Source organism: uncultured Cedecea sp., from assembly GCF_947498825.1.
In the GTDB taxonomy this organism is placed as follows: Bacteria; Pseudomonadota; Gammaproteobacteria; order Enterobacterales; family Enterobacteriaceae; genus JGM124.
In genome coordinates this window covers 115,867-131,485 of the sequence record NZ_CANMLV010000010.1, presented here as the reverse complement: position 1 = coordinate 131,485, position 15,619 = coordinate 115,867, and the positions used below count along the sequence as shown (strand labels likewise).

At 49.0% G+C, this 15,619-nt stretch carries 12 protein-coding genes; 6 read left to right on the top strand and 6 right to left on the bottom strand.

Translation table 11 applies throughout. The annotated features are described in order from the left end of the window. Nucleotides 1-14: 14 nt before the first annotated feature. Together Q1A40_RS12705 and Q1A40_RS12700 are read right to left on the bottom strand one after the other, a co-directional pair. Nucleotides 15-1,169 (bottom strand): mandelate racemase family protein, encoded by a 1,155-nt coding sequence (locus tag Q1A40_RS12705; RefSeq protein WP_300000605.1) that lies wholly within the window; start codon nt 1,167-1,169, stop codon nt 15-17. Between the two features lie 446 nt (nt 1,170-1,615). After that, nucleotides 1,616-2,491, bottom strand: coding sequence for a GyrI-like domain-containing protein (locus Q1A40_RS12700; protein WP_300000603.1), 876 nt, complete (start codon nt 2,489-2,491; stop codon nt 1,616-1,618). A gap of 267 nt (nt 2,492-2,758) precedes the next feature. On the opposite strand from Q1A40_RS12700, the gene Q1A40_RS12695 reads away from it, so the two are divergent. From Q1A40_RS12695 to Q1A40_RS12670, 6 genes are all read left to right on the top strand, one after another. Continuing rightward, on the top strand, nt 2,759-4,411 hold the full coding sequence (locus Q1A40_RS12695) for an MFS transporter (protein WP_300000601.1): 1,653 nt from the start codon (nt 2,759-2,761) through the stop codon (nt 4,409-4,411). Between the two features lie 43 nt (nt 4,412-4,454). Further along, a complete protein-coding gene (locus tag Q1A40_RS12690) occupies nt 4,455-5,534 on the top strand; it encodes an HlyD family secretion protein (protein ID WP_300000600.1) in 1,080 nt (359 codons plus the stop codon). Next, nucleotides 5,531-6,913: an efflux transporter outer membrane subunit gene (locus Q1A40_RS12685; protein ID WP_300000598.1), complete on the top strand. Its 1,383-nt coding sequence runs from the start codon at nt 5,531-5,533 to the stop codon at nt 6,911-6,913. The genes Q1A40_RS12690 and Q1A40_RS12685 overlap by 4 nt, the downstream gene beginning before the upstream one ends. A 262-nt stretch (nt 6,914-7,175) precedes the next feature. Beyond that, nucleotides 7,176-7,955: a basic amino acid ABC transporter substrate-binding protein gene (locus Q1A40_RS12680; RefSeq protein ID WP_300000597.1), complete on the top strand. Its 780-nt coding sequence runs from the start codon at nt 7,176-7,178 to the stop codon at nt 7,953-7,955. Between the two features lie 37 nt (nt 7,956-7,992). After that, on the top strand, nt 7,993-8,757 hold the full coding sequence (locus Q1A40_RS12675) for an amino acid ABC transporter permease (protein ID WP_300000595.1): 765 nt from the start codon (nt 7,993-7,995) through the stop codon (nt 8,755-8,757). Continuing rightward, nucleotides 8,744-9,466 carry an amino acid ABC transporter ATP-binding protein gene (locus tag Q1A40_RS12670; protein WP_300000649.1) on the top strand — a complete coding sequence of 241 codons (723 nt, stop codon included), beginning with the start codon at nt 8,744-8,746 and terminating at the stop codon, nt 9,464-9,466. Before Q1A40_RS12675 ends, Q1A40_RS12670 begins: the two co-directional genes overlap by 14 nt. A gap of 52 nt (nt 9,467-9,518) precedes the next feature. On the opposite strand, the gene Q1A40_RS12665 is transcribed toward Q1A40_RS12670, so the two are convergent. The 4 genes from Q1A40_RS12665 to Q1A40_RS12650 form a co-directional block, all read right to left on the bottom strand. Continuing rightward, nucleotides 9,519-10,703, bottom strand: coding sequence for an amidohydrolase (locus Q1A40_RS12665; RefSeq protein ID WP_300000594.1), 1,185 nt, complete (start codon nt 10,701-10,703; stop codon nt 9,519-9,521). After that, nucleotides 10,693-11,943, bottom strand: coding sequence for a Zn-dependent hydrolase (locus Q1A40_RS12660; protein WP_300000592.1), 1,251 nt, complete (start codon nt 11,941-11,943; stop codon nt 10,693-10,695). The genes Q1A40_RS12665 and Q1A40_RS12660 overlap by 11 nt, the downstream gene beginning before the upstream one ends. Before the next feature lie 3 nt (nt 11,944-11,946). Further along, complete coding sequence (locus Q1A40_RS12655; RefSeq protein ID WP_300000590.1) at nt 11,947-13,167, bottom strand: hypothetical protein; 1,221 nt, start codon at nt 13,165-13,167, stop codon at nt 11,947-11,949. Nucleotides 13,168-13,883: 716 nt separating this feature from the next. After that, nucleotides 13,884-14,849 (bottom strand): helix-turn-helix transcriptional regulator, encoded by a 966-nt coding sequence (locus Q1A40_RS12650; RefSeq protein ID WP_300000588.1) that lies wholly within the window; start codon nt 14,847-14,849, stop codon nt 13,884-13,886. Nucleotides 14,850-15,619 lie beyond the last annotated feature (770 nt).

Here is a 15,619-nt window from a genome sequence, read left to right as displayed (position 1 = left end):
CTTATTTATTTAGGTCAGTCGTGGCTGACAGTATTGGCTTCGATATAGTTGAAATTAATGTCTTCGCCCAGTCCGGGGCCTTGAGGCAGATGCACAAAGCCCTGCGCGTCCATAGGATCGACAATGCTATTAAGGTAGGCTGCAGGTTCGTCATACTCGAGGAAAGGATGTAACAGACCGCGTTCATACCAGCGACAGTTACGGATAGCACCGACAACCGCCAGGCTTGCCGCCCCGTTACCATGCACTTCACAGTCCATACCGAACGACTCAGCCAGGGCGGCAACCTTCATGGTTGGCGTAATGCCGCCGACGCCGTTCGATCCAGCACGGAGAATATCGCAGGCGCCCGCTTTCACCCATTCAGCACGCATATGATGCTTACCGCCGAAACTTTCCGGCCCGACGATAGGAATAGACAGATTTTCCGCAAGCCAGGCATAAGAGGACATCGAGTCTTCCTCCATCGGCTCTTCAAACCAGGCGAAATTCAGCTTCTCCAGCTCTTTACCTATCCACAGAGCTTCGCTGCGACTGTACCAGTGATAACCATCGATCATCAGATCAATATCCGGCCCAACGGCTTCACGTACCGCGGCACAGGCTTTGATATCCATTTTAGGATCAGGAGCAAAGGAGACTGGCGGCATCCAGGTATGCAGTTTTATCGCCTGATAGCCGCGCGCGACAAGCTTCTCGGCAAAAATAGCGTACTCATCGGGGGTGGACAGCCCTCCGGGCAAGTCATCGCCACACATGGTACTACCGTAAGCAGGAACCTTATCGCGGAAACCACCCAACAGCTTATACACCGGCATATTCAGTTTACGGCCAATCAGGTCCCATAGCGCCTGCTCAACAAAGGACAGGGCGCGTTCGGTCAGCTGATGTGCGCTTCCGCGCTGCCAGTGATTGAGATCTTGCCAGATACGCTCACGGTTAAAAGGATCCTGCCCTACCATCACCTTACGAAAGAAAGTATTGACCACAAAGGGGCGAACCACTTCTGGAGGCGCAAACGAATAGCCCTGGGTACCATCATCGGCAGTAATCGTTAGCATCGCCATTTTGGCCATTCCTTCCGCACCGGGATGAGAGTGACCAGCACTGTCAGAGACCCGCCGGGTGGGGTATTGGAAAACGGTGACATTCACTGATTCAATTTTCATTATCAGTCCTTAAAGCAATAAGTAAACCACTATGCTTACCTGGAATACATTGCATGGTGCAAAGTGGAAGATCGGCTCGCGTTTATTGAAAAGACGTTTCAATATCAAATATAAGCATTATTTTACTTAACTACTTTAGACAAACACCTCTAAGTAACGGCTTAAATTTGTGCATTCGCATAAAGAAGTGTTGTGAGTATCACGCTTAAAAGGGCAATTCACTCAGAGCGAGCTTCCAGCAGACTAATATGTGCCGAAGCAAGAGATTGTGTCGGTGATACCTGTCGCAAAGCTGCGGTATTAAGAACAAGTGAAAATGGGAGAGTCTGGAACCCAGCGGAAGTGATACTAACGACCTCTCTTTGAGTCAACTGAAGACCATAAAATAAAAAACACGCCGGGGAGAACCTCAGCGCGCTTCACATCCGGGATAACTTCGACCCCGTTTATTTCAATGGCAAATAGATATCGGTAAGCAATTCATGTTCCGCTACCTGATGGACAAAATTATGGTAGTGAAAGAACAAAGGAAAGTCGCGCAGCTCCTCTCCACTCTCAGGTAACCAGTCACGATACAGTGCTTTCGCCAGCTCGGTTAGCGTCTCATGCGATCCCTGATGCTGTAAAACCGCACACCGACCCGCCGGAATATCGCTGTTGATCACGCCAAAGTGATTATCTTCATCAATGGGTGAGTTTACCGTGCCGCAAATATGGAACTCAAATTCATCCGGCGCGGTTAGCGTTGGATCATGAGGTGCAATACCATATGTCTGGCTGGTAGCCACTGGCGAATACCCGGTACTTTTTCGCCAGTCAATAAAACGAGCAGCCGTTTCATTGATGAGTTCCGGTTGTCCGTAATGCGTCAGCATTGCGACTGGTGTTGCGGGAAAATTGATAATACTGACCTGATTTTTCATTGTTTGTCTCCTGGCTTTATAAGGTTCAGATATACGTTTATGCCAGTCTATCCAAGGCGGCTGCTGGCGAAATTGTGTCGGTGACAGACCAAACATTTGCCTGAAAGCTCGGCTGAATGATTCAGCATGCTGAAAGCCGGCATCGAACGCGATATCTGTGATTTTCTCTAACGGATTAAAAGCCAGCCGATAAGATGCGCGTTTCAGACGCATCATCTGGATGTAACGACCAGGGGGTATCCCACAATAGCTCGAAAACTGGCGATGAAAATGAAAAGGTGAAAAATGCGCCACTTCACTGAGTTTTTCCAGTAATAAGCTGTCGTCGAGATGGCGGTCAATATAATCAAAGACCTGTTTAAAACGTCTGGCGTAACTCTCGGTTTTATTATCACACATGACTTCCTCCGTGCGGCTTACTATGCGCGAAGGCGATTGAGTTCGCCTGACCGATCTTGCTTGAATCAGAGAATAATCATTAAAGGGCAGATGAGAATGGCAGTACCCAGTGACCACACAGGATGTTTTAAAACAGAACAGTCTCAATATAGGCAAGACTAGTCAACTTTTGACTAAGGGTCGATTATTATCTCGTTCACTTAATCCATCAATCCTGCTAAAATAAAAATAATTAGCAGACTAATAATAAAATAGGTAACAACATTTATGCGCCCGCCTCAACGCAATCCTTATGCGCCTCGCGAGTGGCAGCCCCATGAAAAACCCACTTTGCTTGGTTCGCCTTCAACTCCCATCCACAGCACACCGAAACGCTTCGCTTTTGGTATTGTCGGTCTGCTGGTGTGTCTTACGGGGGCTATGGGTAATGCGATGGTTTCGGCAAACCTGCAAAATCTGCAGGGAACGTTTGCAGCCTGGTCGACAGAAATTGCCTGGCTGCCTGCCGTATACGTTATGACCAATATCTCGATTAACTTACTGCTGGTCAAGTTCCGTCAGCAGTATGGTTTGCGCGCCTTCACAGAAGGTTTTTTGGTTTTGTATGTGCTGGTAACCTTCTTTCACCTGTTTGTTAACGACCTGAGTTCAGCGCTGATGGTACGCGCAGCCCACGGCATGGTCGCTGCCGCCCTCAGTTCACTGGGGATCTATTATCAAATTCAGGCCTGGCCCGCCAAACATCGCTTAAAGGCATTAACCATCGGGATAACCGGCTCATCGCTGGCCATCCCTATTGCACGGCTCTTTTCAACCGAGTTACTACAGCTGGAAGAGTGGCGTGGCCTGTATCTCTTTGAACTCGGGATGGCACTGATTTCACTGGCTTGCGTTATCGCGCTCAAACTGCCCCCCAGCGACCGGCGTAAAGTGTTCGAGAAAAAAGATTTCATCACCTTTATGCTGCTGGCACCAGGCCTTGCACTACTCTGCGCCGTACTTTCCCTGGGCAGGCTAGACTGGTGGTTTGAAGCCCCCTGGATAGGCTGGGCGCTGGCTTTATCACTCGTGCTTATCGTCAGCGCGATTACCTTTGAGCATAACCGTAGCAACCCGCTGCTGAATATACGCTGGCTTTCCAGTGGCAGTATTCTCCGCCTGGGACTGATTATGCTGCTGATCCGTATCGTACTGGCGGAGCAGAACACCGGGGTCATCGGCTGGCTGCAATATGTTGGCCTGCAAAACGAGCAGATGACCCACCTGGCATGGTCTATTTTCGCCGGAATAGTGTGTGGGATAATCACCAGCTGCCTGACGCTTAAGCCCACAAAGCTGGCCTGGCCCATTATTACGTCGCTGGCACTGATCATGGTGGCCTCGCTATTAGACAGTCACTCCAACAACCTGACCCGCCCGGATCAGCTCATGCTGAGTCAGTTCCTGCTGGGTTTTAGCAGTGCCTTTTTCCTCGCACCAGCTATGCTGGCGGCAATTGGTGGCGTGATTGCCGATCAGCGCAATCTGGTCAGTTTCTCGGTGATGTTTGGCATGAGCCAAAACCTTGGTGGGCTGTTGGGCTCAGCGATTCTCGGCACCTTCCAGACCTGGCGCGAGAAATACTATTCCAGCATGCTGGCAGATCAGCTCACCACCCTTAATCCGCTGGTTAATGAACGGCTCCAGGCCTATAGCCAGATGTATCAAAGCCAGATTAGCGACAGTGTCCTGCTGAGCACCCAGGCCGTTACCCAGCTACAAACCGTCAGCACACTGGAAGCCAATATTCTGGCTTATAATGATACGTACCTTCTGACTGCTGGTATTGCTGCTGCGACACTGGTCTGGATTTTATGGCGATTACTGCGTCTGCGTCTTACCGCACGACTGGCACTAAAAAAAATCGCTGGCAGTAAATAATAAACGTTAAAACAATGATTAATATTTTATTTCAGGAGTGGTTATGAGTCAGCAGGATGCCGAAAAAGAACAGGTCAGTATCCGTAATAATCTACGGGTAGTATCTATTTTCACAGCCGCAGCTATCGCTATCGTTGGCGTACTGGTTATCCTCTACGCCTGGCAATTGCCCCCTTTTACCCGCTATACACAATTTACCGACAACGCATACGTCCGCGGGCAAACCACCTTTATCAGCCCTCAGGTCAACGGCTATATCACCCAGGTTGACGTTCAGGATTTTGCGCATGTGAAACAGGGTGAAGTGCTGTTCCAGATTGACGACCGCATCTACAGTCAACGGGTGCACCAGGCAGAAGCCCAGTTAGCGATGAAAGTCGCAGCACTGAAAAATAATCTCCAGCAGCATAAAAGTGCTGAGGCAGTCATCTTGCGTAACGAAGCCGCACTGAAAAACGCCAAGGCGCAGAGCCTGAAAAACCAGGCTGATTTAAAGCGCGTAAAAGAGCTGACTGCAGACGGCTCCCTTTCCATTCGTGAGCGCGATGCAGCCCTGGCAAGCGCCGCTCAAAGTAGCGCCGATATCGATCAGGCTACCGCGACACTTGAGATGTCGCGTCAGGATTTACAAACGGTTATCGTTAATCGCGATGCGCTGCAGGCGGATGTGGAAAACGCGAAAGCAACACTGGAACTGGCGAAAATCGATTTGCAGAATACCCGGATTATCGCCCCCCGCGACGGCCAGCTCGGACAAGTCTCTATCCGCCAGGGAGCCTATGTTACCGCAGGAACCCACCTCACTTCGCTGGTCCCCTCACAACGCTGGGTTATCGCCAATATGAAAGAGACACAACTGGCGAACCTGCGGGTCGGGCAGTCGGTGAAATTTACTGTTGATGCCCTGGACAGTAAAGCCTATGAAGGCCGAGTAGAGAGTATCTCTCCGGCAACGGGCGTGGAGTTCAGCGCGATCAGCCCGGATAATGCGACCGGTAACTTCGTGAAAATCGCCCAGCGTATTCCGGTGCGTATCGAAGTGCTGAGTCAGCCTGAAGAAACGGCGCTGCTGCGCCCGGGTATGTCAGTCCAGGTGACTATCGATACCGGGGAGGAAAAATGATCCTTCGCCCAAGCGCGGTGCTGCTCACCGCCGCTCTGCTGAGTGCCTGTCAGTCAGTGGATGTCACCCCAGCCAAGTCCTCGCTGCAGATCCCGACCGAATGGCGTATCGCAGGTGGAGCCGCAAGCCCTGTAGAGCCCCTGTGGTGGCGCAATTTTCATGACGGTCATCTGAATCAATACGTCGACCTGGCATTACGCCATAACAGCGACGTCTTGATTGCCCGCGAGCGCATCAATGAGTATCAGGCACGCGTCTATGCCTCAGAAGGCGGCCTGTTTCCCTCCCTGGATGCCGGAGTTAACGGCTCCCGCGCTCGCTCGCAATCTGCCGTAACTGGCTTGCCCGTCTACAGTACGTTATATAAAGGCAGCCTTACCGCCAGCTATAATGTCGACCTCTGGGGCGTGAACAGCAACGCCGTCAATGCTGCCACAGCCACGCTGGAAGCGCAGAAAGCTGCTGCGGCTGCCGCAGACCTGACCGTTGCCTCGGCTGTGGCATCAGGCTATGTCACCCTGATGGCACTGGATGAACAACTCCAGGTCACGGAATCCACGCTGAAATCCCGGGAACAGGCTTTCAACCTGGCTCAACGCCAGGTTGAAGCCGGTTATAGCTCGCGACTGGAACTGATGCAGTCAGACTCCGAACTCCGTTCAACCCGGGCGCAGCTCCCCCAGCTTAAACACCAAATCGTGCAGCAGGAAAATGCCCTGAGTCTGTTGCTGGGAACCAATCCGGGAGAGGTAGTACGCAACGCAGACTTCGACAGCCTGACGCCGCTGAGTTTACCGTCGCAACTGCCTTCAACTCTGCTGAACCGCCGACCGGACATCGTGCAGGCAGAGCAGCAACTTATTGCCGCAGACGCGACGTTAGCGAAATCCCGTGGCAACCTGCTGCCGTCGATAAACTTAAGCGCAACAGGATCGATACAGGATCGCAGACTACCTGAGCTACTCGATAACCCGCTCCAGCTCTGGAGCCTGGGTGGCAGTATCCTGGCTCCCTTGCTAAACCGTCAGGCGCTGAATGCTGCTGTGGATATCTCCCAGTCCCAGCGTAATCAGGCGCTCTATAGCTATGAAAAAATAGTGCGCAACGCCTTTGCCGAAGTTAACGACAGCCTTGACGCGATCACCGGCTACCAGGAACAGTGGGCCGAACGACAAGCACAGCAAAAAGTCGCCCGGGAAACCCTGCGTATTGCCCAAAACCGCTATCAAAACGGCTACTCGTCATATCTTGACGTGCTCGATGCCCAGCGCACGCTGTTCTCGGTGCAGACCGACGAAGTGAAAGCCAAAAATAACCTGCTGCTGGCGCAAATTGATTTGTATAAGGCGTTGGGCGGAGGATGGACAGTAGAAGAATAAGGGGGCGAGGGTCCCCTTTTTGAATGACGACGTTCTTAAATTTCAGTCATCTGTGCACTGCAAGTGCTTCTCTATATTGCGCCATATGGCGTTGTCAGACAGTGAAACAGAGATGACAAACTACCCTTTACCCGTAAATTCGAATCATTGCACTATTTGTCAGCAATTGTCATGAAAAATAAAGTTTCTGTTGAAGCAGCCTACAGAATTATATATATATGCATATTAAGTGCATAAAAAATTTTACGGGTATAAAGCGTTTATGTTAACAAATGTAATGAAAAAATTAGCTATCGGCGGCTGTGTTATCGCTGCAATGTTCAGTTCTGTGCAAGCCTTGGCTCAAACTTACGTCGTCGGTTCTGGCGGAACGTATCGCCCTTTCGAATTTGAAAACAGCCAGAAAGAGCTGGAAGGTTTTGATATCGATATCATTAAAGCTGTCGCGAAAGCGGAAGGGTTTGATATCAAGCTGATCAACACCCCCTGGGAAGGTATCTTTGCAACATTAAATACAGGCGATCGCGATATTATTATTTCGGGTATTACCATCACCGATAAACGTAAAGGTATGGTCGACTTTTCTCTCCCTTACTTCCCGGCAGAACAGTCTATTGTGGTGCCTGTTGACTCTAAAATAGACTCCATCAGTTCTCTGAAAGGTAAAAAAGTGGGGGTGGTTAACTCCAGTACTGGCGATATCGTAGTATCAGACGTTTTGGGTAAAAACAGCACCGATATTAAACGCTTTGATAATACTCCGCTGATGCTGCAAGAGCTGGGCGAAGAAGGTATTGATGCCGCCGTTGGCGATGTCGGTGTGGTTAAATTTTATATTAAAACCCACCCGGATAAACCGCTGAAACTGGTTTCTGATGATAAGTTTGAGCGTCAATATTTTGGTATCGCCGTGGCGAAAGGTAACAGTGAGCTCAAAGCGAAGTTAGATGCTGGCTTGAAGAAAATTATTGCAGATGGCACTTACGCAAAAATCTACGCTACTTGGTTTGATAACAACGTTCCCACCCTCCCAGTAGAATAATTTTCAATGGGCCGTTTCGGCCCAGTCAAGGACAGGTATGACCGGATTTCGCTGGGAGATAATCTCAGAATACGCACCGCTCTTTATGCAGGGTGCACTGATGACCATCAAGTGCACCATCATCTGCGTTATTTTAGGCACATCCTGGGGATTAATGCTGGGGCTGGGCCGTATGGCTCGTGCAGAGCAAGGCCCGTGGAAATATATCCTTCGCTATGCAGTACAACTGCCTGTACGTATTTACGTCAGTGCTTTTCGCGGTACCCCGTTATTTGTCCAAATCATGGTGGTGCACTTCGCCCTGGTACCGATGTTTATCAACCCACGAGACGGCATTTTTGTTACCTCAGGGCTGATGTCTGTCGATTTTGCGCGAGATCTGCGTACCGAATACGGTGCGTTTCTCTCCTGTATTGTTGCCATCTCTCTCAACTCGGGCGCTTATGTTTCGGAAATCTTCCGGGCCGGTATTCAGTCTATTGATAATGGCCAGATGGAAGCATCGCGCGCATTAGGAATGGGCTGGTGGAAAACCATGCGTAAGGTCATCCTGCCGCAGGCTTTTCGCCGTATTCTGCCGCCACTGGGTAATAACTCGATTGCGATTGTTAAAGATTCGTCTCTGGCTTCAGCCATCGGCCTTGCCGATTTAGCCTATGCCGCACGTACGGTTTCCGGGGCTTATGCCACCTACTGGGAACCCTATCTGACAATTTCAGTTATCTACTGGGTGCTGACGTTTATACTCTCACTGCTGGTGCAATATATGGAAAAGAGGTTTGGCAGAAGTGATTCACGTTAAGGACTTACAGAAACAATTTGGCAGCTCCCATGTATTACGGGGCATCTCCTGTGATATCGCACCGCAAGATGTGGTCTGTATTATTGGCCCTTCCGGATCGGGAAAAAGTACCTTTCTGCGTTGCCTTAACGCACTGGAAAGACCCAACGGTGGCGAGATTATGGTTAATGGATTTGCTGTTCATGATCCTAAAACCAACCTCAATACGCTGCGCGAAAGCGTCGGCATGGTATTCCAGCGCTTTAATCTTTTCCCGCATATGACCGTGCTGGAAAACCTGATCATGGCCCCGATGTCCTTAAAAGGCCTGTCGAAAGCGGATGCAACATTGCAGGCTGAAAAACTACTGACGAAAGTGGGGCTGCTCGATAAAATTGATGCCTGGCCCTCCAGCCTGTCAGGCGGACAGCAGCAACGCGTTGCCATAGCCCGAGCCCTGGCGATGGAGCCTTCGATAATTCTGTTTGATGAACCCACTTCTGCACTCGATCCGGAACTGGTGGGTGAAGTGCTTGCCGTCATGAAACAGCTCGCTCAAGAAGGTATGACTATGGTTATCGTCACCCATGAAATGGGCTTCGCCAAAGAAGTCGCTGACTGGGTGATTTTTATCGACCAGGGAATCATTCAGGAACAAGGCACCCCGGCAAAATTGTTCAGTGCGCCAGAGAACCCACGTACTCAAGCCTTTTTAAGCAAAGTGCTGTAAGTCACAGGGCCCAGCAGCATCCCCCATGCTTGCATGGGGGAATAAAGCAGGGTTAAAACGCGTCTTGCTGGAGATAACTCCAGGCGTATTGGGCGTAAAGCTCAGCTCCGCTGGCCATTACATCTTCGTCAATATTGAAGCAGCCGTGGTGATGTGCCCAGTCCGTACCTTTCTCTGGATTACCGCAACCGAGTAAAGCAAAACAACCAGGGATATTTTCAATAAAAAAGCTGAAATCTTCTCCGCCTGTTGTGGGTTTTTCTGCCATCAGCACCTCTTCACCAAACGCCTCCCGCACCACCGACTGGGCCAACAGGGCACTGCGTTCTTCGTTAATGACCGGCAAAGTACCATCAATGTAGTCAACGACAGCAGTCGCGCCATAAATCGCAGCAGTATGATGCGCATACCGTTCGATAGCCTCTTTGATCCGTGTTTTCGCTGCAGCGGTGAAACAACGTACCGTCCCATCCAGTACGGCATTTTCTGCTATCACATTAAAACGGGTTCCCACTTCCATCCGTCCAATGGTGACAACAGCAGATTCCAGCGGTGACGTTTCACGAGAGACAATTGACTGGACATTCATCACAAAAGCAGACGCGACAACCGCAGCATCAATGCACGCTTCCGGCATGGAACCATGTCCACCTTTGCCTTTAAAGGTCACTTTCAGCAGATCGGCTGACGCAAACGTGGACCCCACATTGCACGAGATTTTTCCTGAAGGGCTGGTGGTCCAAATATGCATACCGAACACGTTATCCACGCCCTCAACAGCCCCCTGCTTCACCATCTCGCGGGCTCCCTGAGCTATCTCTTCTGCAGGCTGAAAAATGAGACGCACATTGCCCCGTAGACTTTGCCGATTTTCATACAGCGCTTTGGCGGCGGTCAGCAGCATTGCCGTGTGCGCATCATGGCCACAGGCGTGCATTTTGCCGTCCGTTTGCGACTTGTAGCTTATATTTTCACTCAATTCCTGCACAGGTAAGGCGTCCATATCGGCACGCAGTGCCACTCTCTTGCCGGGCAGCCCTCCGGTTATCTCGGCAATCACCCCTGTGGGGTTTGTCAGTCGATAGGGGATACCTATCTCTTCTAAGGCTTGTGCAACTTTCTGAGTGGTACGTACCTCTTCCCAGGGCAACTCTGGATGGGCGTGCAAATCGCGACGAAAGGCAATCATCGCCTCAGTATGCTTATGGATAGATTGTGCGATGGCTTTATTCGTCATAGTTACTGGCCTCTGTAATCTCTTTTACTGTTTGAAAAATAACCTCAATGCCTTTCTGAATCTGTGCATAGTCAGTCCACTCATCTGGGTGATGACTTAAACCGTCCCGACTTGGCACAAAAACGAGGCCTACTGCCGTCTGGCCAGCAAACATCATTGCATCGTGGCCGGCACCACTGACCATGGTGCGCTGTTTCAGACCCAACGCCTCGCCATGTTTCGCCAGCAATTGGTGGATCTCAGGATCTAATTGCGTAGGTGCAACCAGTAAAGGTTGCTCAATGTGACAGTGGATCCCCGCCCCCGACTGTTGATGAATGCAGGCTTTTGTTTGCTCAACCACCTGCTGCAGCTTATGCCAGTCTTTAGAGCGAATATCGACGGTAAAAATGACTTTGCTGGGGATAACATTTGCGCCGTTGGGGAAAACCTGAAGCTTGCCGGTGGTCGCGACCGTCTCTTCACCTGCCTGTCGGGCGAACTCTCCCACCTGAGCAATAACCTGACAGGCAGCAACCAGCGCGTCTTGTCGCCTGTTCATCGGCGTCGTGCCTGCGTGGCCCGCTTTGCCCGTGATAGTCACCACTAACTGCGTGATCCCGACTATCACATCCACAATCCCGACATCGAGTGATGCCTGTTCCAGCACGGGACCCTGCTCAATATGCAGTTCAATAAAGGCTTTTATCGTGGATGCGGGACGCACAACACTGGCGACACGATCGGCATCAAAACCGACCTCGGCCATACAGTGCGCGGCGGATCTCCCCTGGCTATCGCACAGGCGGTGAAGTTCTGCCGCATCCACTTTGCCCACTATGGCACTGGAAGCCAGCAATCCCCGGCCAAAGCTCGATCCCTCTTCTTCCACCAGCGCCACCACTTCCAAGGGATAGCGTGGCAGCAACCGCTGCTCTTGAAACAGTTTCGCCACCTCCAGTCCCATGACTACACCCGCAGGGCCGTCAAAGGCACCACCGTTTGGCACCGAGTCGAAATGAGACCCCACCATCACAGAAGGCAGTTCAGGATCCTGGGCGGCACTTTTACCAAAAATATTGCCAATAGCATCTTCACGTACGCTGAGCCCGGCTTCAAGCATTTGGCTCTTTATATATTCACGCGCCAGCTGCCCCTGAGGACTGTAGCTCATGCGTGTGGTTCCCTCTCCGGGAGTGGCGGTAAACTCAGCTAACTGTTCCAGTTGTCGCTGTATCCGCTCAACATTGGCACCGTTCATATTTTATCCCACCATTGGCGTAATATAACCCACCATAATGCCGGCCAGTACGACAGACACCATCGTGACAGAAATAAACCCTCCCACCAACATAGGCGCTAACATATGCTGAGTCAGGATCTCGCGCTCTTTTTCATCTTTGGTCAGTGAGGTGATTGCTTCATTGGTAATGATATAGTCTGCCGGAAAACCATACATCGCAGTCAAAGAGATGGCAAAGGCCATCTCCATGCTGACCCCCAGGCATTTACCCACGATCCAGGAAACAATAAACATCCCGATTATTGCGACAGCAATCAGCAACACCATTGGAAACAGCAGGCGTAACAGCATCTCTGGCGTCGCTCTGTTGAGGGTATCAAAAATAAACAGCATCAACCCCATCACCGCGAAACCAAAACCGTTGGCTTTTTGCAGCGGCTGTTTTTCGAGAAAGCCCAGAGAGCTGGCAATCACCCCAAAGAGTAAACACAGGACAAACGGACTGACACTCACGACCGGAGCCAGAAAACCTGACACCACATAAGCCAAATATCCCACCAGCGCCAGGCGAAGAAATTTGAAGTAGCTGGTATTGTAATGGGCAGGAATAAAGCTAAACAGATGAGGCATTTTCTCCTCAGCGCTCAAGGTCGTGGCCATCTTATCAGCTGGCAGCAACGCGGCCGATGCATGCCATTCCCCTTGACGGTATTTCTGCAACACGCGTTTGCCTTCCCGTTGCAGCATAATGGCGGTCAGTGGGTAACCCGCAAATCCTTGCATCACGTAAATCAGGATGGCAAATACGGAGAGGTCAATGAGTCCTGCACTCGCTGCACCTTTAGACATGATAAGCGCCGACACTATTCCCCCGACTAAAGGCGGAATAGTGACAATCGCCGTATTCATATCAAAAAACATCATACAAGCAATAAATACGGCAATAACAATACCGACGATCCCCGCCAGTGAAATAACAATTGTTTTCCACTGACGCACCAGCTCCGGCACAGAGAGTAAAGTCCCCATGTTGGTAATCAGCAGGTACATCAACATTACGGCGACCGCAGGGGTAATACCGGCCAGGCTAACAATATCCTGAGGGAAAAACGTCCAATAACCGATAAGAAAAAGTACGGCGCACACAAATACCGAAGGGATCCAGGCTTTCGTTCTGACGGAAATCATATCCCCCAAGTATAAAATGACCATGACAATTAACAAAGCAAGCATCTGTGACATAAAAGAGTTCCATACCTATATTTTTAAGTCATTTGTATTGGGGAATAAAACTGACTGAATACCACCACGCATACAGCCGGCCAGAAACCAGACGAGAATGGAGGTAAGCAATACCACAATAGTTTGAACAACAATGTGTATTTTCTGATACTAAACACCGTTCAGATATATGACTAGAAAATAAATGAAAAAAATTCATGTAAATGCTACTAATGATTAAAAAACCATATTTATTTATAACAACAAATAATGTTTTTAGTTGGGCAAAATATTTAAAAATAAATATTAAATGAAAGAGTCAACTGGCCTGACAAAGAATAGCGACGTAATACTCTGTTCAGAACAGAGCAAAAAATAGTGCTATATCGCCCCATGTAGTTTACATACATTACTATTGCTATAGTTAATTATATCAATGTATTGTCACGATTTAACTTCATCGATACGTGAGCTGAGGTTCAGCCATACCGAGAGTTCGAAACGGCTGGAAAACGCCTGCCTGATACTCTGAAGGTGATTGCTGTTCCAGGCGTGAATGTATTTCGAAAAGCATGGAGAAGCTCGGTTATGCGCATAATCGAGCTGGAAGGGACGGCCGGACAACTGGTACAGATAACGCTAAATTCTGGCCTCACCAATCCCATATTCTTTAATGGACTCGGTCTTTTCACTCTAAGGCGCTTTTACGTCAAATTTAGCTATCAGTGGTGTGGTACTTACAAGCACCCATTAAAATTATCACGCCAGCTTTTTGGAGAGACTTTATATTTTTCTTTGAATAACTTACTGAACAATGAATGATTCACAAAACCACATAGCCAGGATATTTGTTCTATTCTTAACGTCCTGTTATTTTCTAATAATCCCCGCGCCGCATCTAAACGTGTACCTTTAATCACCAGCATCACTGATGTCCCCTGTTCATTAAATGCTCGATCAAGACTAGCTCTTGAACAACGGAGTACTTTAGATATTGAATCTGGCGATATCTCATGCTGGGAAAAGTTCTGTTTAATGTACGATTTGGCGGCATTGAAGATATGTTTCTGTTTATCTTCTGACGTCATTCCTTTTTCTTTCGCCACATCTGACATCATTAACAGCGCCATATGATGAAGGCTATCAACGATAAGCGCGGTTTCTTTAGTATTTAAACTGGCTGACTGCTGGTCCAGATGTAACATATGAGACTTGAGAAAAGCGGCCAGATAGTGATTATCCAGAGAAATAGCATGCTGATTTAGCTTCCCGGTAAGCACCGTTTTCACCTGATCAGCATGAGGGATAACATAGAGCTCTTTGACGTCTGTAGACTGATACTGACAATAGTCATCACGCAGATGCAGTATTAATTTACCCTGATCAACCTGCGTATTATTGTTATTTTTCCGACCATTAATTATCTGATCCCCTTGCATAATCAACGAAATATAAATCATCGGCTCCTTCGCTTTATGGGGATCGAAGATGATGTCATTTTTTGAGCCCAAGGCGCTGCAATAATGCCCCATAACTCCGGATATTGTTTTATGTACGGCGATGATGTCCTCTGGCCGCCGATTGTCTGCGACCTCGATACCATAGCAGCTAAGGTTCGCGGCTATCTGATCAATGCGTTCTTCTGGCTCAATCTCTTTAGCATTCAAAATATGTGGAACGTAAAGCGCAGAAGGTCTAGACATAGTGGCTTGCTATCCAAAGTTCTTTTCAGGTTAAAGGCATTATTCGCTCAATATAAGAATAATCTTACTGAAAATCCACGAAAAACAACTAAGGAATAACATTCATCTTACATTTCTTTTTCAATCAAATTAAACTTATTATTTATCAATGAATAACGAGATATCGAATAAATTTATATTTGAACCTGTCATTAAAAATTCACATTACTGCCGTTAATTTTCACACTATGTATGCGTATTCCAGTGAGTGACGCAGCGGAGTCTCATTTTTAATTTACTGTTGCTGACCGATAACAGGCCCTTAATTGTCATTGAAAAAACGCTCATCCCCAATAAGCAAGGTAGACACAGATGCCGACCCTACATCGCAGCCCCAACCGGCATGCTCACCGCCTGGTCCGAGCCTCTTTTAGCCGTTGCTCAATAACCTTCTCCTGCTCTGCGTAACGTCCTTTACCAAAACGGTCCCGGATAGCATAGCCATTATGCCGCCACGACGAGTAAGTCGGCTGCCATTATTTGATCCCGCAATTCACGGCTTTTATATCACGCTCCCAAGGATATTCTGGCGTATGCACACCAACCACCACCAATCCCTGTTCCTGGTATTTATTCACCCAGTCACGAAGCTGAAATAACCTGTGCTGACAATTGATACAGTTACAAATCCAGAAATTCACCAGTTTGTAAGCTTTTTGCGGAAATTAACGGTTAGAGTTACAACGCCAGTCAGGGCCATAATCGAGAGTCAAACCTTAGTCTAAGTGAGT

Excerpts from the sequence above, each read along its gene's own strand:
- Q1A40_RS12705 (WP_300000605.1), bottom strand. The coding sequence starts at position 1,169 with ATGAAAATTGAATCAGTGAATGTCACCGTTTTCCAATACCCCACCCGG.
- Q1A40_RS12700 (WP_300000603.1), bottom strand. The coding sequence starts at position 2,491 with ATGTGTGATAATAAAACCGAGAGTTACGCCAGACGTTTTAAACAGGTC.
- Q1A40_RS12695 (WP_300000601.1), top strand. The coding sequence starts at position 2,759 with ATGCGCCCGCCTCAACGCAATCCTTATGCGCCTCGCGAGTGGCAGCCC.
- Q1A40_RS12690 (WP_300000600.1), top strand. The coding sequence starts at position 4,455 with ATGAGTCAGCAGGATGCCGAAAAAGAACAGGTCAGTATCCGTAATAAT.
- Q1A40_RS12685 (WP_300000598.1), top strand. The coding sequence starts at position 5,531 with ATGATCCTTCGCCCAAGCGCGGTGCTGCTCACCGCCGCTCTGCTGAGT.
- Q1A40_RS12680 (WP_300000597.1), top strand. The coding sequence starts at position 7,176 with ATGTTAACAAATGTAATGAAAAAATTAGCTATCGGCGGCTGTGTTATC.
- Q1A40_RS12675 (WP_300000595.1), top strand. The coding sequence starts at position 7,993 with ATGACCGGATTTCGCTGGGAGATAATCTCAGAATACGCACCGCTCTTT.
- Q1A40_RS12665 (WP_300000594.1), bottom strand. The coding sequence starts at position 10,703 with ATGACGAATAAAGCCATCGCACAATCTATCCATAAGCATACTGAGGCG.
- Q1A40_RS12660 (WP_300000592.1), bottom strand. The coding sequence starts at position 11,943 with ATGAACGGTGCCAATGTTGAGCGGATACAGCGACAACTGGAACAGTTA.
- Q1A40_RS12655 (WP_300000590.1), bottom strand. The coding sequence starts at position 13,167 with ATGTCACAGATGCTTGCTTTGTTAATTGTCATGGTCATTTTATACTTG.
- Q1A40_RS12650 (WP_300000588.1), bottom strand. The coding sequence starts at position 14,849 with ATGTCTAGACCTTCTGCGCTTTACGTTCCACATATTTTGAATGCTAAA.